A 26,424-nucleotide genomic window follows, 5' to 3' on the forward strand; every position below is an offset into this window, starting at 1 on the left:
CTGGAAAGGGCAGAATTCTCAAGCCTGTAGGGGCTTCAGGGTCAAGCAGCAGGATGTTACGGCATGCGAATGGCCCGTCGGCGCAGATAACGGATTTGTAATCCTGGCGTTATCTGGCTGTATGCCAGGGCCACATTGCAAGACTGTAATGCCCGCCTCACCTTGGCGTTAGCTGCCGGTGGATACGATTGCCCTGTCTGATCGGTTATCAACGAGGCAAGCACGATGAACCTGAGCAAGTACCTGCTGCTGGCGACCCTCGCCCTGGGCAGCGCCAGTGTCTACGCCGAAGGCGGCGCCGAACGTTCCCAGCAGTTCTGGCAAGCATTCCGCCAGGACCAGGAGCGCCTGCACGGCGACAAGCAACAGGCTGTCGCCGAGCGCGAGCGCAAGGCGCAGGAGAAGGCCCGCGAGGTGGCCAAGGACTGAGGCAACAGCGGCTGTGCCGGCACTGCTCCCCGGCACAGCGGTGATTCGGGCGTCCCTATGGACGCCTTTTTTATTTGCGCGCCAGCAGGGTGGCGCGGCGCGGGGCGGGCAAGCCTTCGATCGTCTTGCTGTGGTCGTTCGGGTCGAGGAAGTCGCCTAGCGACTGGTAGCGCATCCATTCGGTGCTGCGCTGTTCCTCGACGCTGGTGACACTGACGTCGACGCAGCGCACATCGGTGAAACCGGCGCGGCGCAACCAGCGCTCCAGGGCCGGTACCGACGGCAGGTACCAGACGTTGCGCATCTGCGCGTAACGGTCTTCGGGCACCAGCACCTGGTTTTCGTCGCCCTCGATCACCAGGGTCTCCAGCACCAGTTCGCCGCCTTTGACCAGGCAGTCCTTGAGCGCCAGCAGGTGCTCGATGGGCGATCGGCGGTGGTAGAACACGCCCATGGAGAACACCGTGTCGAAGCCTTCGAGGTTGGCCGGCAGCTCTTCCAGCGCGAACGGCAGGTGCCAGGCGGGCAGGTCGGGCAGGTATTGCTGCACAGCCTGGAACTGGCAGAAGAACAGCCAGTTGGGGTCGACGCCGATGACCATGTCGGCACCGGCACCGAGCATGCGCCACTGGTAGTAACCGTTGCCGCAGCCGACATCGAGCACGCGCTTGCCCTTGAGGTCAAGGTGCGGGCCGACCCGCGACCACTTCCAGTCCGAGCGCCATTCGGTGTCGACATGCACGCCGAACAGGTCGAAGGGCCCCTTGCGCCACGGAGACAGGTCCATCAGGGCCTGGCGCATCTGCGCACGGGTGGCGTCATCGCATTCGCAATCCAGGCGCAAGCCGTCAGCCAGGTCGATTTCGCTGGGCTGCAGGGCTGGCAGTGCGTCGAGCGCGCCACGCCAGCGGTCGAGGTCGCCGTGGCCTTTTTCCAGCTTGGCTTCCAGTTGAGCTTGCAGGCCTTGGGACCAGGAAGCCAGGGGCGTGCCCGCCAGGCGGCGGACGAGGGGGGACAGATCGATCATGGCAGGGCTATCAGCGAGGCAAAATTGAGGCATTGGAACCACGGCACCACCTTGGTGAAGCCAGCCGCGTACAGGCGTTCCTTGTGGGCTTGCAGGGTGTCGGGCTTCATCACGTTCTCGATGGCGCTGCGCTTCTGGGCGATTTCCAGTTCGCTGTAGCCATTGGCCCGCTTGAAGTCCAGGTGCAGTTCGTTGAGCAGGGACTGTTCTTCGTCATCAGCGAAACGCAGTTTCTCCGAGAGGATCAGCGCGCCACCGGGCAGCAGTGCCTGGCGGATCTGGCCGAGCAGCGCCAAGCGTTGTTCCGGGGCAACAAACTGCAGGGTGAAGTTCATCGCCACCACCGAGGCCGGTTCGAAGGGCAGGGTGAGGATGTCGGCCTCCAGCACATCGACCGGCAGCAACTCCTGGAACATCGAGTCCTGGGCGTTGAGGTACTGCCGACAACGCTCGACCATGGCGGCGGAGTTGTCAACCGCGATCACCCGGCAGCCGTCGCTGCGCACATGGCGGCGCAGCGACTGGGTGACAGCACCCAGGGAAGCGCCCAGGTCGTACAGCGCGGTGTTCGGCTGGGCAAAGCGGGCGGCCAGCACGCCGAGGTTTTCGACGATGGTCGGGTAACCGGGCACCGAGCGCTTGATCATGTCCGGGAACACGCGCACCACGTCTTCGTTGAACACGAAGTCGGGGACTTGCTCCAGAGGTTGGGCGAAAAGGCGGTCGGGTTGTTTGCTCACGGTGAATCCAGGCGGCTGACGATAGGCAGGGCCGGCATTCTAGCCAAACCGCGGCGAGGATGCATGGTTGGCTGACCAGCGCTGCCCGTTCAATTGACCCGGATGGCGCAATCGAAGGTCTGTACCGGGCGCACTTCCGGTGCCCAGGGCTGCTGATAGATCAGCACCAGGTGGCCTTCACCGGCGGTGCGGGCCTGGTAGCGCCAGGTGGAGATGCCCGAGCTGCCAACGATGCCGGCGTCCTCGGGGGCACTGTAGACCTCAGGGCCCAGGCTTTGCAGCACGTTGGACGCAGGGTTCTGCACCAGCCAGCGGTAGCCGGTGGTGGGGTTGCTAGGCAAAGTCAGGGTGAGGCTCTGGCCGACCTGCAGGCGCTTGGGGCATTCGCTTTCAGCGTCCAGTTCGACGGTTTGCGTTGGCTGTTGGGCGCAGGCGGCAAGCAGGGCGAGGCTCAGGGGAACGAGCAGACGAGGGGCGGTCATGGTGGCTCCGAAGACTGGCGATGGCCTGAGGATACCCGATGATCGAGGGATTTTGTGTTGCCAGTGCCGGCCTCTTCGCGGCTAAAGCCGCTCCCACAGGTACAGCACAGCGCTCGAAAACTGTGATTTCCCTGTGGGAGCGGCTTTAGCCGCGAAGAGGCCGGTAAAGGTCAGAACAGGACTTTGGCCACGTCAGCGAAGCGCTTGGCGAAATGCACGGTCAGGCCTTCACGCAGGTAGTCCGGCAGCTCTTCGTAGTCACCGCGATTGGGCTCGGGCAGGATCAGCTCGAAAATCTTCTGCCGCCGCGCCGCGATCACTTTTTCACGCACGCCGCCAATCGGCAGCACCTGGCCGGTCAGGGTCAGTTCGCCAGTCATGGCAACCCCCTTTTTCGGCGCCTGGTCACGGGCCAGGGACAGCAGGGCGCTGGCCATGGTCACCCCGGCACTGGGGCCATCCTTGGGCGTGGCACCCTCGGGCACGTGCAGGTGGATGAAAGCTTCGTTGAAATAACCGGGGGTGCCACCGAACTGCTTCAGGTTCGAGCTGATGTAGCTGTAGGCGATCTCCGCCGATTCCTTCATCACGTCACCCAACTGCCCGGTGAGCTTCAGCCCGCGGTTGAGGCTGTGGATGTGGGTGGCTTCGATCGGCAGGGTCGCGCCGCCCATGCTGGTCCAGGCCAGGCCGGTAATCACGCCTTTGCCTGCCAGCACCTGCTCGCTGCGGAACACCGGCATGCCCAGGGCGGGCTCCAGGTCCTTGTTGCCGATCTTGAGCTTGGCGTCCGGGTCTTCCAGCAGCTTGACCACGGCCTTGCGCACCAGCTTGCCCAGCTGTTTTTCCAGCTGGCGCACCCCGGCTTCACGGGCGTAGCCCTCGATCACCGTGCGCAGGGCGCTGTCGCTGATGCTCAGGCTGGTCTTGGCCACGCCGGCCTTATCCAGCTGCTTGGGCCACAGGTGGCGCTTGGCGATGGCCAGCTTCTCTTCGGTGATGTAGCCGGACAGGCGGATCACCTCCATACGGTCGAGCAGCGGTCCGGGGATCGAGTCGAGGGTGTTGGCGGTGCACACGAACAGCACCTTGGACAGGTCCAGGCGCAGGTCCAGGTAGTGGTCGAGGAAATCGACGTTCTGCTCCGGGTCGAGGGTTTCCAGCAACGCCGAGGCCGGGTCGCCTTGGTAGCTCTGGCCCATCTTGTCGATCTCATCGAGCATGATCACCGGGTTCATCACCTCGACTTCCTTCAGCGCCTGCACCAGCTTGCCCGGCTGGGCGCCGATGTAGGTGCGGCGGTGGCCCTTGATCTCTGCCTCGTCACGCATGCCGCCGACGCTGAAGCGGTAGAACGGCCGGCCGAGGGATTCGGCGATGGACTTGCCGATGCTGGTCTTGCCCACCCCCGGCGGGCCCACCAGCAGCACGATCGAGCCGCTGATCTCGCCCTTCCAGGCGCCGACGGCGAGGAATTCGAGGATGCGCTCCTTGATGTCATCCAGGCCGGCGTGGTGCTGGTCGAGCACCTTGCGCGCATGCTTGAGGTCGAGCTTGTCCTTGCCGTACACACCCCAGGGCAGGGCGGTAGCCCATTCCAGGTAATTGCGGGTGACGGCGTATTCGGGCGAGCCGGTCTCGAGGATGGCCAGCTTGCCCATTTCTTCGTCGATGCGCTTTCTCGCCTGCTCAGGCAAGGTCTTGCCGGCAAGGCGCTGCTCGAACTGTTCGAGGTCGGCGCTGCGGTCATCCTTGGTCAGGCCCAGTTCCTGCTGGATGACCTTGAGCTGCTCCTTGAGGAAGAACTCGCGCTGATGCTCGCCGATCTGCCGGTTGACCTCGGCGGAAATCTCGTTCTGCAGGCGCGCGACCTCGACCTCCTTGCGCAGCATCGGCAGGACCTTTTCCATGCGCTTGAGCATGGGCACGCAGTCGAGCACTTCCTGCAGCTGGTTACCCGTGGCGGAGGTGAGCGCGGCGGCGAAGTCGGTGAGTGGCGACGGGTCGTTGGGGCTGAAGCGGTTGAGGTAGTTCTTCAGTTCTTCGCTGTACAGCGGGTTGAGCGGCAGCAGTTCCTTGATCGCATTGATCAGCGCCATGCCGTAGGCCTTGACCTCGTCGGTCGGCTCGGCCGGCTGGCGCGGATATTCGACTTCGACCAGGTACGGCGGGCGATGGTGCTTGAGCCAGGTGCGGATGCGCACCCGGGTCAGGCCCTGGGCGACGAACTGCAATTTGCCGTTTTCGCGGCTGGCGTGGTGCACCTTGACCAGGGTGCCGTACTGCGGCAGGGCCGAGGTGTCGAAATGGCGGTGGTCTTCCGGCGGGGTATCCATGAAGAACAGTGCCAGCGAGTGGTGCTCGGTCTTGGCTACGAGGTCGAGGGTTTCGGCCCAGGGCTCTTCGTTGACGATCACCGGCAGCACTTGCGCGGGGAAGAACGGGCGGTTGTGGATCGGGATCACGTAGACCTTGTCCGGCAACTGCTGGCCGGGCAGGGCGAGGGCGTGGCCGGTATTGGCCTTGGTATCGAGGTGTTCGACTTCGCTGTGTTCGTCGGGTTGTTCCGGAAAATCCTGCTGGTCGCTCATGGGGCACCTGCGTGAATGACTATGGTGCTTAGATGGGGCGCGGGGGGATGGGTTTCAATGGTAGACGAAGGGCGCAGAGGGAGGGTTTCATCTTCGGTTTTTGCCGGACCCTTCGCGGGCAAGCCCGCTCCCACAGGTACAGCGCTGCCCTGAAGAACAGCGCTGTACCTGTGGGAGCGGGCTTGCCCGCGAAGGCGGCGGTGAGGCCACCGCCGCAGCTGAAACTTAGTCAGCCAATTTGTAAGCGATGATGTAATCGCCCATCTTCGTGCCCAGCGAGCCATGGCCGCCGGCAACGATCAGCACGTACTGCTTGCCGTCCTTGCCGGTATAGGTCATTGGCGTGGCCTGGCCACCCGCTGGCAGGCGGGCCTTCCACAGTTCCTTGCCGTTGTTCACGTCATAGGCGCGCAGGTACTGGTCGAGGGTGCCGCTGAGGAAGCCGACGCCACCGGCGGTGACGATCGAACCGCCCATGCTCGGTACGCCTACCGGCATGCCGATCGGCACTGGGGTGCTGTCACGGGTAGTGCCGTTCTTGCGCTTCCATACCACCTTGTTGGTGAACAGGTCGATGGCCGCCACATAACCCCAGGCGGGTGCCTGGCACGGGATGCCGATCGGCGACATGAACGGGTGCATGGTCACTGCGTAAGGCGCGCCAGTGTTCGGCTGCACACCGCTGGTCTCGCTTTCGCGCTTGCTGCCGGCAGCAACCTGCTCGCGCGGCACCATCTTCGACACGAAGGCCATGTAGTTGGGCGAGGTGAACAGCAGCTGGCGCACCGGGTCGACCGACACACTGCCCCAGTTGAACACGCCGACGTTGCCCGGGTAGATCAGGCTGCCCTGTTCGGACGGCGGGGTGTATTGCCCTTCGTAGCGCAGCTCGCGGAACTGGATGCGGCACAGCATCTGGTCGAACGGCGTGGCGCCCCACATGGCCTTTTCGGTCAGCTCAGGGCCAAGCAGGTTGAGGTCGGAGCGGGCCTGGGTCGGTGCGGTGTGGTCACCCTTGACCGCGCCCTGCGGGACCGGGATCTCGCGAATCGGCACGATCGGCGTGCCGTCGCGGCGGTCGAGCACGTACAGGCTGCCCTGCTTGGTCGGCACGATGATCGCCGGCTTCACGTCGTCCTTGGTCTTCAGGTGCACCAGGGTCGGCTGGCTGCCGACGTCCATGTCCCACAGGTCGTGGTGGGTGAACTGATAGTTCCAGCGGGCCTTGCCGGTGGCCAGGTCCAGGGCGACCACGCCAGCGCTGTACTTCTCGGCGCCCGGGGTGCGGTCGGCGCCCCACTGGTCAGGGGTCTGGTTGCCCAGCGGCAGGTAGACCATCCCCAGGTCTTCGTCGACGCTGGCCAGCGACCACATGTTGGCCGAGTTGCGGCTGTACATCTTGCCCGGGGCCAGCGGCTTGGTGTCGTCCGGGTTGTTGCTGTCCCAGTTCCACACCAGGTGGCCGTCGTGCACGTCGTAGGCGCGGATCACGCCGGACGGTTCGTTGGTCGACTCGTTGTCGGTCACATGACCACCGATGATCACCAGGCTGCGGGTGATCGCCACTGGCGAGGTGGAGTAGTAGCCACCGGCAGTGAACGGGCCGATGCCCGTGGTCAAGTCGATCGCGCCCTGGTTGGCGAAGCCTTCGCAGACCTTGCCGTTGTCGGCGTTGATGGCGATCAGGCGGGCGTCGGCGGTCGGCAGGTAGAGGCGGCGTGGGCAGGCCTGGGCCACGGCCTGGCCGGCGTCGGACACTTTCGGTGCCGGGCTGCCGTCGCGGCTGACGTAGCTGTTCTCGTCATAGTACGAGACGCCGCGGCAGGTCATGTGGGCGAAGCCCTTGAAGGTGCCGACCGGGGTCTTGATCTGCGGGTCGTAGCGCCAGATCTCGGCACCAGTGTCCGGGTCCAGGGCCAGCACCTTGCTGTGGGCGGTGCAGGCATAGAGCATGCCGTTGGCCTTCAACGGGGTGTTTTCGTTGGTCAGCTCGACCGGGTCGTTGTCGGTCGGCAGGTCGCCGGTGCGGATGCGCCAGGCTTCTTCCAGGCGGTAGGCGTTCTGCGCGGTGATCTGGCGCAGCGGCGAATAGCGGTCGCCGTGCTCGGTGCGGCCATAGGCCTGCCAGTCGCCATCCGGCATGGCCGGTGCGGCGCTGCCCATTTCGCTGTTGTCGCGGCCCAGTTCGCCGAACACTTCACCTGGATGGGTGAACTGGCTGCCCAATGCGCAAGCGCCGGAAGCCAGCACGGCAACGCTCAGCAGTGCGGTGTTGGCCTTGGCGGCAGGGCCGGTCAGCGGGCGACGGGCCCACGGCAGCAGCAGCACCACGCCGATGGCGAACCAGATGGCCAGCCGCGGCACCAGTTGCCACCAGTCCAGGCCCACTTCGAGCATGGCCCAGATGGTGCTGCCCAGCAGCACCAGGCCATACAGGCCCAGAGCAATACGGCGCTTGGCCAGCAGCAGGGCGCCCGACAGGGCAAAGCCGATGCCGGCAATCAGATAGTACAGCGATCCGCCCAGCTGGCTCAGCTTGATGCCGCCGGCCAGCAGGGCCAGGCCCATCAGCAACAGCAGCACGCCCATCAGGCGTGGCAGCCAGCGGGTTCCTTGGTTGGCACCGTCAGTGCTCATCGTAGGTTCTCCCTTTAGTGAAGGTGGTCAGTGTGAAAGTGGTCAGAACGTGCTTTGAATCTTCAGGCCGCCGATCAGCGCGCTGTCGACCTGCGACACCCCGCCCGGATGGCGGATGTACTGCAGGTTCGGGCGCACCGTGAGCCAGTCGGCCAGGTGAATGCCGTAATAGAGTTCGGCGCTGTACTCGGTGTCTTGCACCGGCAGGTAGCCCGGGTTGTCGTAGTCGTCGAGGCCGGCCACCTGATTGGCCAGGCGGGCGTTCTTGCGGTAGGCCGGATTGGCGTGCACGCGGGCGACGGCGAAGCCGATGCCGTCCTTGGCGCGGGCGTCGAAGGGGCCTTTGTATACCAGTCCAGCTTGAACATAGTTGTCGATGACATTGGTCTTCTTGTCGTGCAATGTGGCGTTGGCGAACAGACTCAGGCCGCGCGACTGGTCGGACGCCAGCGAGGTGACCTGCTGCTGGGCCCCGAGCCACATGCCGTGCTTGCTCGAACTGCTGCGGTAGGCGGCGCCACTGAGGGCTGCCGGCTGGCCGTTGCTGTCCTTGAGAACATCCTGTGCCTTGGCATTACTGTAGTAGTAGCCGGCGCGATATTCCCCTTTCAGGCCATTCAGGCGTGGGCTCCATACCAGTTCGACCGGCATGACCGCGCCTTGGGTGCCGCTGCCGCTGAGCTTGAAGCCGTTGCCCGATTCGAGGTTGGACGGGTTTTGCTCATACACGCCAACCTGGGCATACAGCTCAGGGTTGAGGTTGTAGCGCACGCGCATGGCCCACTGGCTGACCGGCCAGTTGTACCAGATGCCGCCGACCCAGTTGCCCACCTGCGAGCCGCAGAAGGCGAGGTTCTGGAAGTCGCAGGGGAAGCTGTTGAAATCCTCGCCTTCGCCGAAACGGCCGACTTTCACGTCCAGGGCGCCGTCGAAGTATTTCTGCTTGATCCACATTTGCGTGAGCCGCCAGGTTTCGCCACGGCCCCAGACTTCCTGGGCCGAGGTGAAGCCGCCGACCCGCGGGTCGTTGATGCGGTCGTTGCTGATGTTGTTGCCGTGGCGCTCGGTAAGGGTCAGCTGGAACTCGGTGTCGTTCCAGCCGAGAATCTTCTCCAGGTCCAGGTGGCTGCCGAAGGTGAACTGGTCGCTGTAGCGTGCCGTGCGGTCGTGGTCGTAGCCGCCGTGCAGGTTGCTGCCCATCTCGCCGGTGTAGCCGAGGGTGAAGTCGTAGCCTTTTTCCAGCAGCTCGGTACGGGTGCCACCCCAGTCGCCGAACATCCATGGGGAGTCCTTGGCGAAGGGTTCGCTGGCGCTGGCGGTGTTCGGCAGGCTGGCGGTAAGGGCAATGAGGGCAAAGCCGGTGTAGCGGGTCTTGGGCAGTTGGAACATGAGATAGCGCTATCTTTTGATTATTGGGCAAACGGCAAGCGCACCGAGGAGTGGGTTCTTCGATGGAAGTGGCAATTGGGAATGCTGGATGAAGCGATTCAGCTTGCGGCGGGGAGGATATAGGGGAAGTTGTAAGAAAAAAAGACAAAATGTCGCAGTTGATTGTTGCTGATCCAGTAACAGTCAGTTGGGCAAGGGGGCTGCAGTGCAGCCCCAAATCGCTTAGAAGGTGGTCCGCAGTCCAACTTCTACGCTGCGCCCCGGCGCTGGCGCGATATCCCGAAGAATCGAACTCGCATAGCGCACGGTCTGGTCGGTCAGGTTCTCGCCGCGCACGAAGGCCAGCCACTGGCTCTGGCCGATGTCGAAACGGTAGCCGACGCTGGCCCCAAGCGTGGTGTAGCCGTCGGTGCTGGTCTCATTCTCAGGCTTGCGATGCTGCGATGCGGCATGTTGCACATCGACCCGTGCCTGCCAGCGGTCCAGTTCCCATACCAGTCCGCTGTTCAGCCGCAACGGGGCAATGCGCGGCAAGGGCTCGCCGCTGTCAAGGTTCTTGGCCCGGGTGTAGTCGCCGGACAGCTCCAGCGCAAAGCTGCCGTAGCGGTTCTCGAGCAGCTTCCAGCGGTCTTGTGCCTCGATGCCGTAGAAGCGCGCACGCACGCCCTGGTACTGGTATTCGGGGAAGCCGCCATCGTCATGATCGTGGTGGTGATCATCCTCGTCATGGTCGTGATCATGGCCTTCACGCAGGTTACCCGTGCCGATCAGGCCGATATAGTTGCGGAAGTGGCTGTAAAACACCCCGACACTGCCCTTGTGGGTGCCATTGTCGAAGCGCAGGGCCAGGTCAGCGGAAATGGCCTTTTCCTTGTTCAGGCTGGCGTCACCGACTTCATACGCGCCGGTGGCCACGTGGGCGCCGTTGGCATAAAGCTCGTAGAACGTCGGGGCGCGCTCGGTGTAGCCGAGGTTGGCCGCCAGCGACCAGATCGGGTCGAGCTGGTACACCGCGCCCGAAGACAGGCTGAAGGCGTTGAAGCTGCTGGCGCTGTCTGCGTCGACGAAGTTCTCGTTGCCCTTGGCATCGGGGTCGACGCGGGTGTGTTCCAGGCGTGCGCCCAGGCTCAGGTTCAGGCGCTCGGTGGCCTGCCACTGTTCGAGCATGAACAGCGCCAGGCTGTCGGTGTCGGTGTGCGGGACGAAGGCTTCCTCGCCCAGCGCCGAGAACTCGTTGCGGCTGACCTGTGCGCCAATCACGCCTTCGAGCGGCCCGAGCGGCTGATGACGGGCTTCGATGCGGGCTTCGTAGCCCTTGTTCTTGAAGGTGGTGTGTACCTCGCCTTCTTCGATCTCGCTGTGCTCGTAGTCGGTGTAGCCGGCATCGACCTTTACCGAGCTGAACGGCCCGTCCAGGTCACGCAGTTCCGAGGCAAAGGCGTAGTGGTCCTGCTTCATGTCCAGGCGCACGCCGGACTCGGCCACCGAGCCGTAGTTGCTGTCGTAGCGGCTGTAGGACAGGCCGGCATAACCATGGTCCCAGTTGTAGGAACCGCCGATTGCGCCACCGTCCTGGCGGCCGTCGCTGTTTTCCAGGCGGTGGCGACTGCCTGGTGCCTCGGGGTCACGGACCTTGGCGCTCTGCGCGTAGCCGGGGATACGCAGGTCATTGAATTGACGGCTATTGGCGTCCAGGTGCAAGGCGAAGGTGCCGTCACCGGCTTCCAGCTTGCCGGAACTGCTGCGGGTGGTGTCGGCGCCGCCGTAGCGCAGTTCGCCAGCACCGTGGATGCCCTCGATCGGCGAGTCGGGGATGCGGTTGTCGAAAGTGTTGATCACCCCTCCGATGGCATTGCCGCCGTACAGCAGGGCGGCCGGGCCGCGGACAATCTCCACGCGCTCGACCGTGACCGGGTCCAGCGGCACGGCGTGGTCATAGGAGAGCGATGAGGCATCCAGGGCACCCACGCCATTGCGCAGGATGCGAATGCGGTCGCCATCCAGGCCGCGAATCACCGGGCGGCTGGCGCCTGGGCCGAACCAGGTTGAGGCCACACCGGGTTGCTTGTTCAGGGTTTCACCGAGGCTGCCGTGCTGCTGTTGCAACAGGTCGTCACCTTCGAGCACGGTGCTGGGGGCTGCCTGTTGACGGTTGCCCAGCGGATTGGCGGTGACGACCTGGGGTTCCAGTTCCACGGCTTGGCTGGGTGATGAGGCGAGCCACAGGGCGACAGCGAGGGGGGAGAGGCGGAGCGGGATGTACAGCATGGGGATGAGGCGTTCCTTGGCAGATGCTTTTGTGTTGTTACAATATAACATCACTATTTCAGCACAGAGGTTTTGCCCCTGGCCAGTGGTTTTTCCGCAGGCAACACGGATCCCACCCGCCACTACACTCGTGTAAGGTGCGCATCTTTCCTACGGAGCACTGGCATGAGCACGGCCCAACACAACGCGCTGCACGGCAAGACCCTCGAACAGATCCTCACCGAACTGGTGGCGCACTACCAGTGGCAGGGCCTGGCCGAACGCGTTGATGTGCGCTGCTTCAAGAGCAATCCGAGCATCAAGTCGAGCCTGACCTTCCTGCGCAAGACGCCCTGGGCGCGGGAGAAGGTCGAGCAGTTGTACGTGAAGCTGCAGCGCCAGGCCTGACATGCCACGGCGCCCCTGGCTGACGTCGATGGCGTTGCTTGGCTGGTTCGGCCTTACGGTGCAGGTCTACCTGGTGCTGCTGGCGCGCTGGCAGGAGCAAGCCAGCCTGATTGGCGGGTTGATCAATGTGTTCGGTTACTTCACGGTGCTGACCAATACCCTGGTGGCGACGGTGCTCAGCTACGCGGCCTTTGGCCGGGAGTCGGCGGCCAGGCGCTGGTTTCTGTCACCTTCGGTGAGTTCTGCGGTGGCGGCCAGCATCGTGCTGGTGGCGTTGGCTTACAGCGTGCTGCTGCGCCACCTGTGGCAGCCCGAAGGCTGGCAGTGGCTGGCGGATGAACTGCTGCACGATGTGATGCCGCTGCTGTTCGCCTTGTACTGGTGGTTCGAGGTGCCCAAAGGCAGACTGCGGCTCTGGCACCTGATGGTGTGGGCGCTGTACCCGGCAGTGTATTTCGCCTATGCGCTGTGGCGGGGGAGTGAGATCGGGGCGTATGCCTACCCGTTCATCGATGTGGCGAGTCTGGGGTATGGGCAGGTGATGCTCAATGCCCTGGGGGTGTTGGCGGGGTTCTGGGGGATTGGCCTGGTGTTGCTGGGGCTGGACCGGTGGCGGGGATTGCGCAGGTTTGCTTGATCTGTAGGAGCGGCCTTGTGTCGCGAAAGGGCTGCGAAGCGGCCCCAGCAATATGTGTGGCGTCGCTGAAATCCCGGGGCTGCTTGGCAGCCCTTTCGCGACACAAGGCCGCTCCTACAGGGGAGCACGGCCGGGAGGTTCACTCGTCGTCTGCAGATCCATCGGCACGCCAATATGCGGCGGCCTTGAGGGCATCTTCCGCCACGCCTCTTTCCAGCAACAACGCCTTGGCCTGGCGGGTTAGCGATTTTTCCAGCGCCACCCAGCTGTACAGTTTGCCTTCGGGCAGCGACAGCGTGTTGAGCAACGCCAGCAAGTCTTCATCGCGCTTCAGCCAGATCACTTCAACCTCAGCCTTGCTCGGCAGCGGCTGGCGCTCCTGTTCATCCTCGATCTGGATCACTGCCAGCACCCGACGCCCCGCCGGCAGCTCCTCCAGGCGTCGGCCAATTGCCGGGATCGCCGTTTCGTCACCCACCAGCAGGTAGCTGTCGAAGATATCCGGTACCACCATCGAGGCCCGTGGCCCGGCGATGTTCAGCGTCTGCCCAGGTTTCGCCTGGGCCGCCCAGGTCGAAGCTGGGCCGTCGCCGTGCAGCACGAAATCGATGTCCAGTTCGTGGGCCACCAGGTCGATACGGCGCGGCGTGTATTCGCGCATGGTCGGCCGGGCGCCACCGTCACGGCCCAGGTTGCGGGCGTCGATGGCCTGCTGCTGCTCGGCCGTTTCAGCGAACAGCAACTTGATGTGGTCGTCACTGCCCAGGCTGGTGAAGCCCTGCAGTTCGGCGCCACCTAGGGTGATGCGGCGCATGCGCGGGGTGAGGTCGGTGACCCGCAGCACCTGCAGGCGGCGTTGGCGGATTTCGTGGTTGACGCGGTGAATGCTGTCACTCATGGGGATTCTCCCTGACTGGATCGGCAGGCCCGGAGGCGATGGCCTTGGCAGTGTCGTTGAGCAGGTTGCGCACCCGTTCGATTTCTTCCGGCGTCCAGCGGCCACTGTGCATGTGCAGGGCATGGCGCAGGTTGCCGACCGCCTCGTGGATTTCCGGCGGGCGGTCGTGGCCACGCAAGGCGCGCTTGCTGACTTCGATGCGCATGCGCACGCCATCCAGGGCAACGGCCTGATCGGCCAGCGCGTTACGGCCGGCAGCGGTAATGGCGTACAGGCGTTTGCTGCCGTGCACCTGGCCACTGATCAACTCGGCTTCTTCGAGGAAATTGAGGGTGGGGTAGATCACGCCGGGGCTCGGCGTGTAGCTGCCGTCGAACAGGTTTTCGATCTGGCGGATCAGGTCATAGCCATGGCCCGGTTGCTCGGCCAGCATCGACAGCATCAGCAGCTTGAGGTCACCCGGGGCGAAAACCCGCGGGCCGCGCTCGCCACGGGCAGGGCGGCGTTCAAAAGGGTCATGTGCGGAGTGGTCACGCATTTAGAGGCTCCCTGTGTTTCGATATATCGAAAGATATTACTCAAGATATATCTAAACACAAGCCTCTAAATGCCGATGATTATCATCTACGTTTTAGATGAGTCGTCGCCATGCATGGCAACCTGCGGTGGTTTGCACTCGTTCGGGTTACCTGGCTGCAAGTACGGCATCAGGATCGGCGCCATGCCCTTGAGTACCTGCACCGGCAGCGCCGAGGTGAACTTGAAGGCTTCCGCCGAGCGCCCAGGGACAAAGGCGGTCAGGGTGCCGAAGTGGTTTTCACCGAGGAAGAACACGAAGGTGGCGGTACGGTTGAGCGAGCGTGAGCCGATCAGCCGGCCGCCAGCGCCGAAGCTTTCGATACGGTTGTCACCGGTACCGGTCTTGCCGCCCATCACCAGCGGCGTGCCATCCTTGAGCTTGAAGCTGCCGGAGATGCGTCGCGCGGTACCGGCATCGACCACCTGCGACATGGCCCCTTTCAGCGCCCGCGCCACTTCCACCGGCAGAATTCGCACACCCCGGTCCGGGTCGCTGACCAGCTTGGTCTCGTAGGGGGTGTTGGCGGCAAAATGCAGGGTGTCGATGCGTAGCGTCGGCAGGCGCACGCCGTCGTTCTGGATGATGCCGACCAGTTCCGACAGCGCAGCCGGGCGGTCGCCGGAACTGCCGATGGCGGTGGCCAGCGACGGCACCAGATGGTCGAACGGGTAGCCCACGCGCTTCCAGCGTTGATGGATATCGAGGAACGCTTCGATCTCGACCATGGTGCGGATGCGGCTGTCACGCGCACCCTGGTGCCGGCTCTTGAACAGCCAGCTGTAGACTTCCTGGCGCTCGAAATGGCTGGCGTTGACCATTTCGGTGAGCGTGGAACTCGGGTGCTTCAACAGGTAGCCCAGCAGCCACAGGTCCAGCGGGTGGACCTTGGCGATGTAGCCCTGGTCGGGCAGGTCGTACTTGCCGGGGCCGTAGGCTTCGTACATCTCCGCCAGCTTGCCGTCGGTGAGTTTGCCCAAGGCGATCTTGTCATCCTTGCTGTGGGCACGGACGAAGGCATTGAAGGTTTCCTGGCCGGCTTCCGGGAACAGGTAGCGGTGCACCGCCGCCAGACGCTGCGGGGTGGCGCGCATGCTGTCGAGGAAAGTGTCCAGGCGCTGCTGGGAAGTCTTGCGCTGGTACTTCTTCCAGAAGCGCATCAGGTAGCTTGTGCCTTCCTTGTCGGCGAAACGGGCCAGGTATTCCTGGCGGCGCGGGTCGGAGTCGTCCTTGAGCAGCGGCACGCGGTTGAACGGCTGCTGGTAGGTGACGTAACGCACCAGGTCGCGCATCAGGCGGATGAACGGCAGGTTGATCGATTCGCGCAGGGCATCCTTGAGTGTCGGGTTGCGGTTGTTGTCTTCCTTGCGGAAGTTGTTGAACACGTGCATGCCGCCGCCGGTGAAGAAGGCTTCACCCGTGTTGGCCGAGTATTTGCGTTCCAACGCGGCATCGAGCATGGCATCCAGGCTCTGGTTCTTGCTGTTCTGTGCCAGCCATTCCAGTGACCACTGGGTAATGCGGTCGAGCTCGGCGACTTCGACTTTCTTCAACTCGGCTGCAGGCTTGCCGGCGTACTTGTCGTGCAGCTCGGCGATGATTTCCAGGTAAGTCGTGAGCACTCGTAGTTTGGCGGTCGAGCCCAGTTCCAGTTTGCTGCCTTCGTTGATATCGAAAGGCTGGTTGGTGCTGTCGGTCTGCACACGGACCCGCGAACCATCGGCGGTGCGCTCGAACAAGGTGAAGCTGTAGCTCACCTGGTCGGTAGTCTTGGAGGTGAGCAGGCGTTCACCGATCAGGCCGATCTGCGCGGCGAATTCGGGGTCGGCAAGGTTTTTCAGGTACTGGCTGACCTGCAGCTGCAGGTCGGCTTGCAGGGTGCTGGTGGCTGACACATCGAGGCGGTCGAGGTCATACAGCGGGCGGTTGAGCATGGCCGCCAGGCGGTTGCGGGCCAGGCTGATGCCTTTGTTGGTGATGATCGGCACGATGGTCGGCTGGGCGACCCAGTCGCGGTAGACCGCCTTGCTGGCCAGCGCCGCGTCGGCCAGCGGTTGATCGATGATCTTGGCGGCCGCCAGCACGCGAATGTGCGAGTCGGTGAGCTCGGCCAGTTCGACACGGCCCTTGGACAGGTAATGCGAAGGGCGGCGCTGGGCGATCATCAGCGACAGCACCTGGCGCAGGGCCAGGCCGCGCGCGGCCATGCTGTCCGGGTCCGTTGCGGTGGAGGTCAGTGCCTGGTTGACCTGGTCGAAATCGGCGCCGTACCAGACCCGCAGGCCCTCGGCCATGCCATGCACCTCGCCATGCCCAGGCACGGCCGACAGCGGCACGCTGTTGAGGTAGTCACGCACGATCCGGTGGCGCGCTTCGCTGGTGTCGGGGCCACCCTGGTAGGCGCGCACGCTGGCCGAGATCATCTGGCGGATCTTCTCGGCACCATTGACGGTCAGGCCATCCGGCGAATGGCGGTACTTCTCCAGCTGGGTGGCGAGGGTGCTGCCACCCGCCGACTGGCCGGGCAGGGCCAGATACTTGGCCACCTGGCTGTAGGCAGCCTTGGCAAAGCGTGGCCAGTCCACGGCCGGGTTGTTCTTTACGTCCGTGGTATCGAGCAGGTCGCGGTTTTCGATGAACAGCAAGCTGTTGACCATCACCGGTGGGATGGAGGCGAAATCCGGGTACAGGTGCTGCGGGTAGTTGTACTGGTACAGCGTCTCGCCGCGGCAGTCGGTGATCGACAAGCCGGTCTGGATCTTTTCGATGTAGGGGGCAAACAGACCATGATCGACATAACGCATCAAGGCGGGGGAGAACTGCACTTGTTCGCTGATCAGGTAATCGCGTTTCAGCAGGCGAGGCAGGAATTCGCCCAGCCCGCTATAGCCCAGGCGCTTGTCGAACGGCCCGTCGCCCGGGTAGACGATCGCATCGCTCGGCCCTGGCTGCAGCGAATAGGTGAGGGTGGTGGCCAGCTTGCTGAATTCGCGCGATTGCAGGTTGGAGGTGCGGAACTCGTCATAGGCGGCGAAACCGATGGCAACCAGTACCACCAGCAGGATCAGGAAAATCAGCCGCCACCAGAGCCTGCGCTGACGTGGGGACTGCGGTTGTGGCGTCTTGGCCGGAGGTGCTTCAGATGCTTCCGTTCTGGTTGGTTCCGATTGCCACAGTGCGCCCATAGTCTTCTATCCGGCCAGGTATTTTCGTCTTGCTTGTCTGAAGCTTAGACGTTGGCAGGAACAGGTGAAAAATTTGTAGGAAGTCGGGAAATGTAGCGTAGGGCTATGCGGCTTTGGTGTGGGTTTAATCCTGCGGCGTTGTTGTTAGGGTGGCAGTGGGATCGGGGCGGGCGTAGCAGCCCCCGAAAAACTCGCTGAATTTCCCTGTTTTTACAGCGAAAACCCCTGTAACGGACTTCCTATACTGCTCGGCCCCTTCGCCCTGCCGGCCGCTCTAGCCCGGCACACGGGCCGGCCCACAAGGCCAGCCTGGCAAGCCAACGCCACGCCTATCGGCATGGCCGGTGCTGCACGAAGGTCAAATCCAATAACAAAATGAGGTTGTATTGCTATGCCAGTCGGCAACCATCCTGCCCCTGCCGCGCCCACCGAGGGCAGCCCGCTCAAGCGTGAGCTGGGCGAACGGCACATTCGTCTGATGGCGCTGGGCGCCTGTATCGGCGTCGGTCTTTTCCTCGGTTCGGCCAAAGCCATCGAAATGGCCGGCCCCGCGATCATGCTTTCCTACATCATTGGTGGCCTGGCGATCCTGGTGATCATGCGTGCCCTCGGAGAGATGGCCGTGCACAACCCGGTCGCCGGCTCGTTCAGCCGCTACGCCCAGGACTACCTTGGCCCGCTGGCGGGTTTTCTCACTGGCTGGAACTACTGGTTCCTGTGGCTGGTGACCTGCGTGGCGGAAATCACCGCGGTGGCCATCTACATGGGCATCTGGTTTCCTGACGTGCCGCGCTGGATCTGGGCCTTGATGGCGCTGGGCAGCATGGGCGCAGTCAACCTGATCGCGGTCAAGGCGTTCGGCGAGTTCGAATTCTGGTTTGCCCTGATCAAGATCGTTACCATCATTGCCATGGTCCTCGGTGGCATTGGCGTAATCGCGTTCGGCTTCGGCAATGACGGCGTCGCCGTGGGCATCTCCAACCTGTGGAGCAACGGCGGCTTCATGCCCAACGGCGTGACGGGCGTGCTGATGTCGCTGCAGATGGTGATGTTCGCCTACCTGGGCGTGGAAATGATCGGCCTCACCGCCGGCGAAGCGCGCAATCCGCAGAAAACCATTCCCCAGGCGATCGGCTCGGTGTTCTGGCGCATCCTGCTGTTCTACGTCGGCGCCCTGTTCGTGATTCTGTCGATCTACCCGTGGGACGGCATCGGCAGCCAGGGCAGCCCGTTCGTCATGACCTTCGAGCGCTTAGGGATCAAGACGGCTGCCGGCATCATCAACTTCGTGGTGATTACCGCTGCGCTGTCGTCGTGCAACGGCGGCATCTTCAGCACCGGGCGCATGCTCTACAGCCTGGCGCAGAACGGCCAGGCCCCGGCCGCCTTCGCTCGCACCTCGAAAAGCGGCGTGCCGCGCAATGCGCTGCTGCTGTCGATTGGTGCGCTGCTGCTGGGCGTGCTGGCCAACTACCTGGTGCCGGAAAAGGTGTTCGTCTGGGTGACCTCGATTGCCACCTTCGGTGCGATCTGGACCTGGGTGATGATCCTGCTGGCGCAGATCAAGTTCCGCGCCGGCCTCTCGACCGCCGAGCAGAAGGCGCTGAAGTACCGCATGTGGCTGTGGCCGCTGAGCTCCTACCTGGCCCTGGCCTTCCTGGTGCTGGTGGTGGGCCTGATGGCGTACTTCGAGGATACCCGCGTGGCGCTGTACATTGGCCCGGCGTTCCTGGTGCTGCTGACGGTGCTGTATTACGCGTTCCGTCTCGCGCCAAAGCAGGAGCAGGGCATCGTCAGTCCGGCTTCTTGATGTGGAAGGGGGGCAGCTAGGCTGCCCCTTGTCCCGCCACTGCGGGCGCTACTCTGGGTTGCCCCAGCTGCTTGCTCCATTCCAGCCACCCCGCCAGCAACAGCATGGCCAGCAGCCCGCCCAGCGCGGTCAGCAACTGCACCGGCCAGCGATCCCCACCCATCGCATTGAACATGTCCGCCATCGGCGCCAGCAACACGCCCAGGCAGAACACTTCCAGCGAATAGCGCCCCATCCTGCAACTCTGCCGCGCCGCCCAACCTTGCAGCCACGGGCCGCTGCGCACCAGCCTGGCAGTGCAGAAGGCCAGCGCCAGGAACTGCACCAACCGCAGCGGTGAGAGATTGGTCTTGTCGATCGGGTACAGCCATTCGCCCAGCCAGCGTGGAATCAGCACATCGTGCAGTGCCGTCCAGCGCCAGGACAGGGTGATCAGCGCGCTGGCCAGCACCACGACGGCTGCGGCCACGAACAGCGGCTGGCGCCATGCCCGGGTGGACGACATTGTTGCGTTGCGCTGCCCACTCAGTGCTGCTGCGCCACCGAGCACGAACAGCAATTGCCAGGCAAACGGGTTGAAATACCAGACCCCACCGGCCTGGGCCGGCAGGTTCCACTTGAACGCCTGCACCAGCGCATACAGCCCCAACGACAGGCCCACCGCCAGCGCCAGGCGTTGCATCAACAGTGGCAGCAGCAGCGGCAAGCCCAGCAACAACAGGATGTACAGCGGCAGCGGGTCCATCAGGTTGGGCTTGAAGCGCAGCAGCAATTCGTCCACCAGCGCTTGCTGCGGGTCATGGAGGAAGTAGCTCAGCCCCATGCCTTCGATCATGTCCCGCTGGGCGTGGTGGTTGGCGACGAACACCATGCCCATCAGCAGCGCCAGCAGGAAGATATGCGCCACATACAGCACCCAGACTCGGCGCAGGATGCGCATGCTCGCCACCAGCCAGCCGTCGCGCCGGGCGACCTTGCCATAGGCCAGCACTGCCGCGTAGCCGGCGAGGAACACGAAGATCTCCGCCGCATCGCTGAAGCCGATATTGCGCACGGTGAAATTGCCCAGCGGGTTGTCGGGGATGTGGTCCCAGAAGATGAACACCAGGGCCAGGCCACGAAAGAAGTCGATGCGAAGGTCGCGGGCGTTGTTCATGGTCAGTGCCCTGGTCTGGAGGTTTCAGAGAATATCGTCCGGTGTACCAGGCGGCTCCCTTCGCCTCTGGCAAGCTGACTGAAGGCCGATTCGCCACTACCGCCAGCTTGCATTTCATTCAGCCAGTATAGGTACTCAAGCGACCGCTTCACTTTGCGGCTCGAAGCTGTCGGCCCGCGCCATCTGCCACATACGTGAATAGAACTGCCCGTTGACCTCGCCGGTGAGCAACTCGCCCGGCTTGAGGAACACATGCATCTGCGAGAACAGCTTGATCTCGGTGGCCGACACGCGCCGCACCAGGTGCTTGGCCTCCAGCTGCGCCGGGTGCTCAAGGCCCGCTGCGGCCAGCATCTCGGCCAGCGCACGCAGGGTGTTGTGGTGGAAGTTCAGCACCCGCTGGGCCTTGTCCGGCACCACCAGGGCGCGCTGGCGCAGCGGGTCTTGCGTGGCTACGCCGGTCGGGCACTTGTTGGTGTGGCAGCTCTGCGACTGGATGCAGCCAATGGCGAACATGAACCCGCGCGCCGAGTTGGCCCAGTCGGCGCCGATGGCCAGCACGCTGGCGATGTCGAAGGCGCTGACGATCTTGCCGCTGGCGCCGAGCTTGATCTTGTCGCGCAGGTTCAGGCCGACCAGGGTGTTGTGCACGAACAGCAGGCCTTCACGCAGCGGCACGCCGATGTGGTCGGTGAACTCCACCGGCGCGGCGCCGGTGCCGCCTTCCTTGCCATCGACCACGATGAAGTCGGGCAGGATGCCGGTTTCCAGCATGGCCTTGGCGATGCCCATGAATTCCCACGGGTGGCCCAGGCAGAACTTGAAGCCCACCGGTTTACCGCCAGACAGTTCACGCAGTTGGGCGATGAAGTGCATCATCTCGATCGGGGTGGAGAAGGCGCTGTGGCGCGATGGCGAGATGCAGTCCTCGCCCATCAGCACACCCCGGGTTTCGGCAATTTCCTGGGTTACCTTGTGCTTGGGCAGGATGCCGCCGTGGCCGGGCTTGGCGCCCTGGCTCATCTTGATCTCGATCATCCGCACCTGTGGGGTGCGGGCCTGGGCGGCGAAGCGTTCGGGGTCGAAGCGGCCGTCAGCGGTGCGGCAGCCGAAGTAGCCGCTGCCCAGCTCCCAGACCAGGTCGCCACCGTTTTCGCGGTGATAGGGGCTGATGCTGCCTTCACCGGTGTCGTGGTGGAAGTTGCCCAGCTTGGCGCCTTTGTTCAGGGCGCGGATGGCGTTGGCGCTAAGCGAACCGAAGCTCATGGCCGAGATGTTGAAGATCGACGCCGAATACGGCTGGCTGCACTGCGGCCCGCCGACGATGACCCGGAAGCTTGCCGGGTCGGTCAGTGGCGCCGGGCGCATGGAATGGCCGATGAACTCGAAGCCTGATTCGTAGACGTCGATCAGGGTGCCGAAGGGTTTGTCCGAGGCTTCGTTCTTGGCCCGGGCGTACACCAGCGAGCGCTGGGCGCGGGAGAAGGGCAGGGCATCGCTGTCGGCCTCCAGCAGGTACTGGCGGATTTCCGGACGAATGCCCTCGACCAGGTAGCGGATGTTGCCAAGGATCGGATAGTTGCGGCGCACCGCGTGGCGTTGCTGCAGCAGGTCGAACACCCCGATCAGGCTGAGCACCCCGGTGACCAGGGTGAACGGCCACAGCCATTCGTGGTGAAGGAACGGCAGGCTCGCCAGGGTGAACAATACACAGGCGGTGAAGAAGGCATAGCGGCTGAGAAGTGACAGGCTCATACGGGATCCTTGCGATGGCGCGGTCAGGCTCAGGGCCTGGGGCAAACCCCGACCATAGCCAACTTGTGTGGCAGTGCAAATCAAAATCGGGGTAGCGAAAATCATTCTCGCCAAGAGGTGTTCGAGGATAAGGTTCCAGCGCCTGTCGGCGTACGCATCAATGTATCCTTCCAGCTCGCTTGCTCCTGCGCCGAGGCATCCAGCAGATAGCTATAACGCCCAGCCACCCGCACCGCCACCGGAACACCATCGCGATACAGCAACCGGTTGCCACCCACAGCAGGCACTTTCGCCCCAGGCAGCAGCGACCCGATCAGGTTCAGCGGGTCGCTCGCACTCACCACCACCAACCCAGCATCCAAGGCACGCCGGCGTACCTGCCTCAGCAACCCGACCGCCTCCGGCAAGGCGAACTGCTCACCGGCCAGGCCGGCAATGAAACGCCCGCCACGAATTTCGCCACGCGCTTCCAGCCGGTGATAGCAACGCAGCAGCTCGCGCCAGGGCGGTAACACATCGCTTTCCCGCTCCAGCAGCCGCCAGCAGATGACCCCATAGCGTCGCAGCAGTGTGCGGGCGATATGCTCCAGGCGCTGGTTCTCGTCAATGCTGGTGCTGCCCCGACGCAGCAACGCCCAGCGCCCGGCATGGGCCATGCTGCTCGACATCGGCGGGTGGCCGCGCCGGCTATTGCGGGAGCTGCGCTTGGCGGCAGGGGTAATCAGGCTGCGCAGGCCGGTGAAGCTGTCGGCGCCCACCAGGCCGGCACCCACCAGTTCCTGCAACGCCGCTTCCAGCTCGCTGGGCAGCAGGTGGGCATCGCTGGTCAGTTCGTCGAAGAACAGCGCCCCGTGGGCCTGCAGCGCTTCAAGTACCCGTTGTGCCCGCCCGCCAAGTGCTTCCCGCGCAGGCTCGGGGGCGAGACTACGCCACAGGCCCATATGCTCGCGTGGCAACAGCACCAGCGGCGTACTGGACAAGGTGTTGCTCGCCACGGTCGCGGCCAGCCTGCTCCAGGCAAACTGCCCGCTGCGGCAGGCTTCGTCCAGCCATTGCGGGCTGTAGTCCGTGATTCGCGTGGGCAGCAGTTCCGCTTCCCAGGCGCCGGCCGCACTGGGGAAGCCCTGCAGCTGGCCCAGCACTTCGGCCACCGCCTGAGGCCCACGCAGGCGTTCATCTGGCGCCAGGTGCTGCCAGTCGAAGAGAAAACGCATGAAATCCTGCAGGCTGACCGGCTCGATCTCCCGGCGCAGGCGCTTCACCGTGTAGCGATGGATGCGCGCCAACAGGTGGCGTTCACACCATTGCAGCTCCCGCGCCCCTGGGTTGAAGTGGCCACGCAGTACATAGCCTTCGGCTTCCAGGCGGGCCAGCGCCTGCTCGACCTGAGCAGCGGGCTTGCCCAGTGGCGCGGCAATCTGTGCCACGCTCAGCGGGCCGTGGCCGCTCAGGCGGGCGCGCAGCAGCTCGCTCAGCGCGTTGTCCGGGTCGATGGCCTGGTCGAAGCCGGGCAGTATGCCCAGCGCGGGCTGCAGGCGCGATGCCGGATACAGGGTTTGCAACAGGTTCAGGCGCTCGCGTGCCAGCCAGAGTTTTTCATCGATCAGGCGCATGGCGCGCCCGGCCTTGGCCAGCTGGCGCAGCAGCAGGTCCCAGCTGGGGTTAGCCTGGACTTCGTCATGGCTGACGGCGCCCAGGGTCATCAGCGCCTCGTGCATCTCGTCGGCATTGCCCGGCTGCGGCCAGGCCTCGGCTTGCACGGCGGTGATCGCATCGGCGTCCAGCGCACCGAGGTCATCGCCGTCATGCACGTCATTCCAGCGCCGGTTGAGCACCGCTTGCGTGCGTCGCTCCTCCAGCGGGGCGTCATCGAGGAAGGCATAGGGCCGTGCATTGAGAATGGCCGCGGCCAGCGGCGAAGGTGCGGGCAGGTCGCGGCACAGCAGGCGCACCTGGCCGCTTTCCATGCGTCGCAACAATGCCAGCCAGCCTTCGCTGTCCATGGCTTCGTGCAGGCAGTCGTCGAGGGTCTGTTCGACCAGCGGGTGATCGGGAATCTGACGTTCACCGACGATGTTCTCCACGCAGGCGATCTGGTCGGGGAACACCGAGGCAATCAGGTCTTCGCTTTTCATGCGCTGGATCTGCGGTGCCACCTTGCGACCGCCGACGAAGCGCGGCAGAGCCATGGCCACGCCGGCGTTCCAGCGCCAGCGCACGCCGAACAGCGGCGCGTCGAGCAGGGCCTGGATGAGGATCTCCTCGGCATTGCGGCTGTTCAGGTAGCGCCATACTTCATCCAGTTCGAAGCTGTGGCTGGTGGACAGCGACAGCACGATGGCATCTTCGCTGGCCGCAGCCTGCAACTCGAAATTGAAGGTGCGGCAGAAGCGTTTGCGCAGGGCCAGCCCCCACGCACGGTTGATACGGCTGCCGTAGGGCGAATGGATGATCAGTTGGGTACCGCCGGACTCGTCGAAGAAGCGCTCCATCACCAAGGTTTGTTGGGAGGGTAGGGCACCGAGCACCTCGCGGGTGCGGCCCAGGTAATCGAGCAACTGGCTGGCGCTGGCTTCGTCGAGTTCGAAGGTGTCTTGCAACCACTGCAGAGCCTCTTCGCTCTGTGCCAAACGCTCATCCAGGCGGGCCTGCAGGCGGGCGACCGCAGCGGACAGTTCGTCACTGCGCCCCGGTGCTTCGCCGAGCCAGAACGGAATGGTCGGCGGCAGGCCTTGGGCATCCTCGACGCGCACGCGCCCCGGCTCGACCCGCAGGATGCGATAGGACGCGTTGCCCAGCTGGAAGATATCGCCGGCGATGCTTTCCACCGCAAAGTCTTCGTTGACGCTGCCGATGTTCAACGCCTGTGGCTCGAGCAGCACGGCATAGTCGGCAGTCTCGGGAATGGTGCCGCCACTGGTCAGCGCGGTCAGCTGGCTACCCCGGCGCCCGCGCAAGGTGCCGCTGACCGCATCACGGTGCAGATAGGCGCTGCGGATGCCCAGGCGGCCGTTGTAGCCTTCGGCGAGCATGCGCAGCAGGGCCTGGTAATGCGCGGGATCAAGGGCGGTATAAGGTGCGGCTTGGCGCAGGCAGTCGAACAGCGCCTGTTCCTGCCAGGGCTGGTTGCTGGCTTCGGCGACGATCTGCTGGGCCAGCACGTCCAGCGGTGCCTTGGGGACATGCAATTCATCAAGTTCGCCATGGCGCACGCAGTCGAGCAGCGCTACGCATTCGATCAGGTCATCGCGGGAAGTCGGAAACAGACGGCCCTTGGGGATGCCCTCGACCTGGTGCCCGGAGCGGCCGACTCGCTGCAGGAATGCCGCGATCGATCCCGGTGATTCGATCTGGCAGACCAGGTCGACATCGCCGATGTCGATACCCAGCTCAAGCGAGGCGGTGGCCACCAGCACTTGCAGCTGGCCGCTCTTCAGGCGCTGTTCGGCGTCCAGGCGTAGCTCCTTGGCCAGGCTGCCATGGTGCGCGGCTACCGCTTCCTTGCCCAGGCGGTCGCTGAGGTGGCGAGTGATGCGTTCGGCCAGGCGCCGGGTATTGACGAAGACGAGCGTGGTGCGGTGTTCGCGGGCGAGGGCCGCCAGGCGGTCGTAGACCAGGCCCCAGACGTCCGTGGCCATGACGGCGCCGAGCGGTACCGGCGGCACTTCGATGGCGAGGTCGCGCTGGCGCGCATGGCCGACATCGACGATCGCGCAAGGGCGTTGGCCGCCAACCAGAAACTGCGCCACGCGCTCCACCGGCCGCTGGGTGGCGGACAGGCCGACGCGTCGTAGTGGGCGCCCGGACAAAGCCTGCAAACGCTCCAACGTCAGCGCCAGGTGGGCACCGCGCTTGTTGCCGGCCAGGGCGTGGATCTCGTCGACAATGACCGTGTGCACGCTGGCCAGGCCTTCGCGGCCGGAGGCCGAGCCCATCAGCACGTATAGCGACTCCGGTGTGGTCACCAGGATATGGGGTGCCAGCTTGCGCATGGCCGCCCGCTCTTTTTGCGGGGTATCGCCGGTGCGCACGGCGGCGGTGATGCGTGGTGCTTTCAAGCCTTGTTGTTCAAGGGCCTGGCTGATGCCCTCGAGGGGGGCCTGCAGGTTCAGGCGGATGTCGTTGGACAGCGCCTTGAGTGGCGACACGTAGACGACCTGGGTGTGCGCCGGCAACTCGCCGTCATGCTCCAGGCCCTCGCGGAACAGTTCGTCGAGCACGGCCAGGAAGGCGCTCAGGGTCTTCCCCGAGCCGGTCGGCGCGGCGAGCAGCATCGACTGGCCGGCATGGATCAGAGGCCAGGCACGGGCCTGGGCATCGGTGACCGTGGCGAAGTGGCGGCGGAACCAGGTGCCGACGGCCGGGTGGAACAGCTCGAGCACCGGGTGCTGGTGGGCTGGCAGGTTCATCTGTTGGTTATGGCGGGTGAACGGCGGCTTGGCAAGGGGCCGTTCGT

The 26,424-nt window shown here is 64.3% G+C and carries 17 protein-coding genes; 4 read left to right on the forward strand and 13 right to left on the reverse strand.

Translation table 11 applies throughout. The features are described from left to right. The first annotated feature begins 225 nt into the window (after positions 1-225). On the forward strand, positions 226-429 hold the full coding sequence (locus ACLEJU_RS01580; RefSeq protein ID WP_103449372.1) for a hypothetical protein: 204 nt from the start codon (positions 226-228) through the stop codon (positions 427-429). Positions 430-499: 70 nt separating this feature from the next. Here the strand turns inward: ACLEJU_RS01580 and cmoB are convergent, their stop codons facing one another. The 7 genes from cmoB to ACLEJU_RS01615 all read right to left on the reverse strand — a co-directional run bounded on the left by cmoB (position 500) and on the right by ACLEJU_RS01615 (position 11,563). Beyond that, entirely contained in the window at positions 500-1,456 is a 957-nt protein-coding gene (cmoB, locus tag ACLEJU_RS01585) for a tRNA 5-methoxyuridine(34)/uridine 5-oxyacetic acid(34) synthase CmoB (protein ID WP_435422131.1), read from the reverse strand. Continuing rightward, entirely contained in the window at positions 1,453-2,196 is a 744-nt protein-coding gene (cmoA, locus tag ACLEJU_RS01590; protein ID WP_435422130.1) for a carboxy-S-adenosyl-L-methionine synthase CmoA, read from the reverse strand. The genes cmoB and cmoA overlap by 4 nt, the downstream gene beginning before the upstream one ends. 89 nt (positions 2,197-2,285) lie before the next feature. Further along, complete coding sequence (locus ACLEJU_RS01595) at positions 2,286-2,678, reverse strand: protease inhibitor I42 family protein (protein WP_435422129.1); 393 nt, start codon at positions 2,676-2,678, stop codon at positions 2,286-2,288. 170 nt (positions 2,679-2,848) lie between these two features. Beyond that, the gene (gene lon, locus ACLEJU_RS01600) at positions 2,849-5,269 is read right to left on the reverse strand and encodes an endopeptidase La (RefSeq protein ID WP_435422128.1); all 2,421 of its coding nucleotides are present in this window, start codon (positions 5,267-5,269) and stop codon (positions 2,849-2,851) included. Between the two features lie 225 nt (positions 5,270-5,494). Beyond that, the gene (locus ACLEJU_RS01605; RefSeq protein WP_435422127.1) at positions 5,495-7,906 is read right to left on the reverse strand and encodes a glucose/quinate/shikimate family membrane-bound PQQ-dependent dehydrogenase; all 2,412 of its coding nucleotides are present in this window, start codon (positions 7,904-7,906) and stop codon (positions 5,495-5,497) included. Between the two features lie 42 nt (positions 7,907-7,948). Continuing rightward, on the reverse strand, positions 7,949-9,295 hold the full coding sequence (locus ACLEJU_RS01610) for a carbohydrate porin (protein WP_435422126.1): 1,347 nt from the start codon (positions 9,293-9,295) through the stop codon (positions 7,949-7,951). Between the two features lie 222 nt (positions 9,296-9,517). Further along, positions 9,518-11,563, reverse strand: a complete 2,046-nt coding sequence (locus ACLEJU_RS01615) for a TonB-dependent receptor (protein ID WP_435422125.1) — start codon at positions 11,561-11,563, stop codon at positions 9,518-9,520. A gap of 165 nt (positions 11,564-11,728) precedes the next feature. On the opposite strand from ACLEJU_RS01615, the gene ACLEJU_RS01620 reads away from it, so the two are divergent. Both ACLEJU_RS01620 and ACLEJU_RS01625 read left to right on the forward strand, forming a co-directional pair. Next, positions 11,729-11,950, forward strand: coding sequence for a VF530 family DNA-binding protein (locus ACLEJU_RS01620; protein WP_023378991.1), 222 nt, complete (start codon positions 11,729-11,731; stop codon positions 11,948-11,950). A gap of 1 nt (position 11,951) precedes the next feature. Beyond that, complete coding sequence (locus tag ACLEJU_RS01625; RefSeq protein ID WP_435422124.1) at positions 11,952-12,587, forward strand: Pr6Pr family membrane protein; 636 nt, start codon at positions 11,952-11,954, stop codon at positions 12,585-12,587. A 139-nt stretch (positions 12,588-12,726) separates the two neighbouring features. Here ACLEJU_RS01625 and ACLEJU_RS01630 read toward each other — a convergent pair whose 3' ends face one another. The 3 genes from ACLEJU_RS01630 to ACLEJU_RS01640 all read right to left on the reverse strand — a co-directional run bounded on the left by ACLEJU_RS01630 (position 12,727) and on the right by ACLEJU_RS01640 (position 17,247). Beyond that, entirely contained in the window at positions 12,727-13,485 is a 759-nt protein-coding gene (locus tag ACLEJU_RS01630) for a siderophore-interacting protein (protein ID WP_435422123.1), read from the reverse strand. Then, positions 13,478-14,023, reverse strand: a complete 546-nt coding sequence (locus tag ACLEJU_RS01635) for a PadR family transcriptional regulator (RefSeq protein WP_294326535.1) — start codon at positions 14,021-14,023, stop codon at positions 13,478-13,480. Before ACLEJU_RS01635 ends, ACLEJU_RS01630 begins: the two co-directional genes overlap by 8 nt. An 86-nt stretch (positions 14,024-14,109) precedes the next feature. Beyond that, positions 14,110-17,247, reverse strand: coding sequence for a transglycosylase domain-containing protein (locus tag ACLEJU_RS01640; RefSeq protein ID WP_435422122.1), 3,138 nt, complete (start codon positions 17,245-17,247; stop codon positions 14,110-14,112). Positions 17,248-17,638: 391 nt separating this feature from the next. Here ACLEJU_RS01640 and ACLEJU_RS01645 point away from each other — a divergent pair, with 391 nt between their 5' ends. Next, entirely contained in the window at positions 17,639-19,057 is a 1,419-nt protein-coding gene (locus ACLEJU_RS01645; RefSeq protein ID WP_435422121.1) for an amino acid permease, read from the forward strand. Between the two features lie 16 nt (positions 19,058-19,073). On the opposite strand, the gene ACLEJU_RS01650 is transcribed toward ACLEJU_RS01645, so the two are convergent. The 3 genes from ACLEJU_RS01650 to ACLEJU_RS01660 all read right to left on the reverse strand — a co-directional run bounded on the left by ACLEJU_RS01650 (position 19,074) and on the right by ACLEJU_RS01660 (position 26,377). After that, positions 19,074-20,213, reverse strand: coding sequence for an OpgC domain-containing protein (locus ACLEJU_RS01650; protein ID WP_435422120.1), 1,140 nt, complete (start codon positions 20,211-20,213; stop codon positions 19,074-19,076). A gap of 135 nt (positions 20,214-20,348) precedes the next feature. Then, a complete protein-coding gene (locus tag ACLEJU_RS01655) occupies positions 20,349-21,968 on the reverse strand; it encodes an FMN-binding glutamate synthase family protein (RefSeq protein WP_435422119.1) in 1,620 nt (539 codons plus the stop codon). 101 nt (positions 21,969-22,069) lie between these two features. Next, a complete protein-coding gene (locus tag ACLEJU_RS01660; protein WP_435422118.1) occupies positions 22,070-26,377 on the reverse strand; it encodes a DEAD/DEAH box helicase in 4,308 nt (1,435 codons plus the stop codon). Positions 26,378-26,424 lie beyond the last annotated feature (47 nt).

The sequence above is a fragment of the Pseudomonas sp. SMN11 genome, assembly GCF_052041945.1.
Classification (GTDB): Bacteria; Pseudomonadota; Gammaproteobacteria; order Pseudomonadales; family Pseudomonadaceae; genus Aquipseudomonas.

Bases quoted from the DNA above. Each gene is read 5' to 3' on its own strand.
- ACLEJU_RS01645 (WP_435422121.1), top strand. From the start codon at position 17,639: ATGCCAGTCGGCAACCATCCTGCCCCTGCCGCGCCCACCGAGGGCAGC.
- ACLEJU_RS01640 (WP_435422122.1), bottom strand. From the start codon at position 17,247: ATGGGCGCACTGTGGCAATCGGAACCAACCAGAACGGAAGCATCTGAA.
- ACLEJU_RS01650 (WP_435422120.1), bottom strand. From the start codon at position 20,213: ATGAACAACGCCCGCGACCTTCGCATCGACTTCTTTCGTGGCCTGGCC.
- ACLEJU_RS01635 (WP_294326535.1), bottom strand. From the start codon at position 14,023: ATGCGTGACCACTCCGCACATGACCCTTTTGAACGCCGCCCTGCCCGT.
- ACLEJU_RS01580 (WP_103449372.1), top strand. From the start codon at position 226: ATGAACCTGAGCAAGTACCTGCTGCTGGCGACCCTCGCCCTGGGCAGC.
- lon (WP_435422128.1), bottom strand. From the start codon at position 5,269: ATGAGCGACCAGCAGGATTTTCCGGAACAACCCGACGAACACAGCGAA.
- ACLEJU_RS01630 (WP_435422123.1), bottom strand. From the start codon at position 13,485: ATGAGTGACAGCATTCACCGCGTCAACCACGAAATCCGCCAACGCCGC.
- cmoB (WP_435422131.1), bottom strand. From the start codon at position 1,456: ATGATCGATCTGTCCCCCCTCGTCCGCCGCCTGGCGGGCACGCCCCTG.
- ACLEJU_RS01595 (WP_435422129.1), bottom strand. From the start codon at position 2,678: ATGACCGCCCCTCGTCTGCTCGTTCCCCTGAGCCTCGCCCTGCTTGCC.
- ACLEJU_RS01610 (WP_435422126.1), bottom strand. From the start codon at position 9,295: ATGTTCCAACTGCCCAAGACCCGCTACACCGGCTTTGCCCTCATTGCC.
- ACLEJU_RS01660 (WP_435422118.1), bottom strand. From the start codon at position 26,377: ATGAACCTGCCAGCCCACCAGCACCCGGTGCTCGAGCTGTTCCACCCG.
- ACLEJU_RS01615 (WP_435422125.1), bottom strand. From the start codon at position 11,563: ATGCTGTACATCCCGCTCCGCCTCTCCCCCCTCGCTGTCGCCCTGTGG.
- ACLEJU_RS01655 (WP_435422119.1), bottom strand. From the start codon at position 21,968: ATGAGCCTGTCACTTCTCAGCCGCTATGCCTTCTTCACCGCCTGTGTA.
- ACLEJU_RS01625 (WP_435422124.1), top strand. From the start codon at position 11,952: ATGCCACGGCGCCCCTGGCTGACGTCGATGGCGTTGCTTGGCTGGTTC.
- ACLEJU_RS01620 (WP_023378991.1), top strand. From the start codon at position 11,729: ATGAGCACGGCCCAACACAACGCGCTGCACGGCAAGACCCTCGAACAG.
- ACLEJU_RS01605 (WP_435422127.1), bottom strand. From the start codon at position 7,906: ATGAGCACTGACGGTGCCAACCAAGGAACCCGCTGGCTGCCACGCCTG.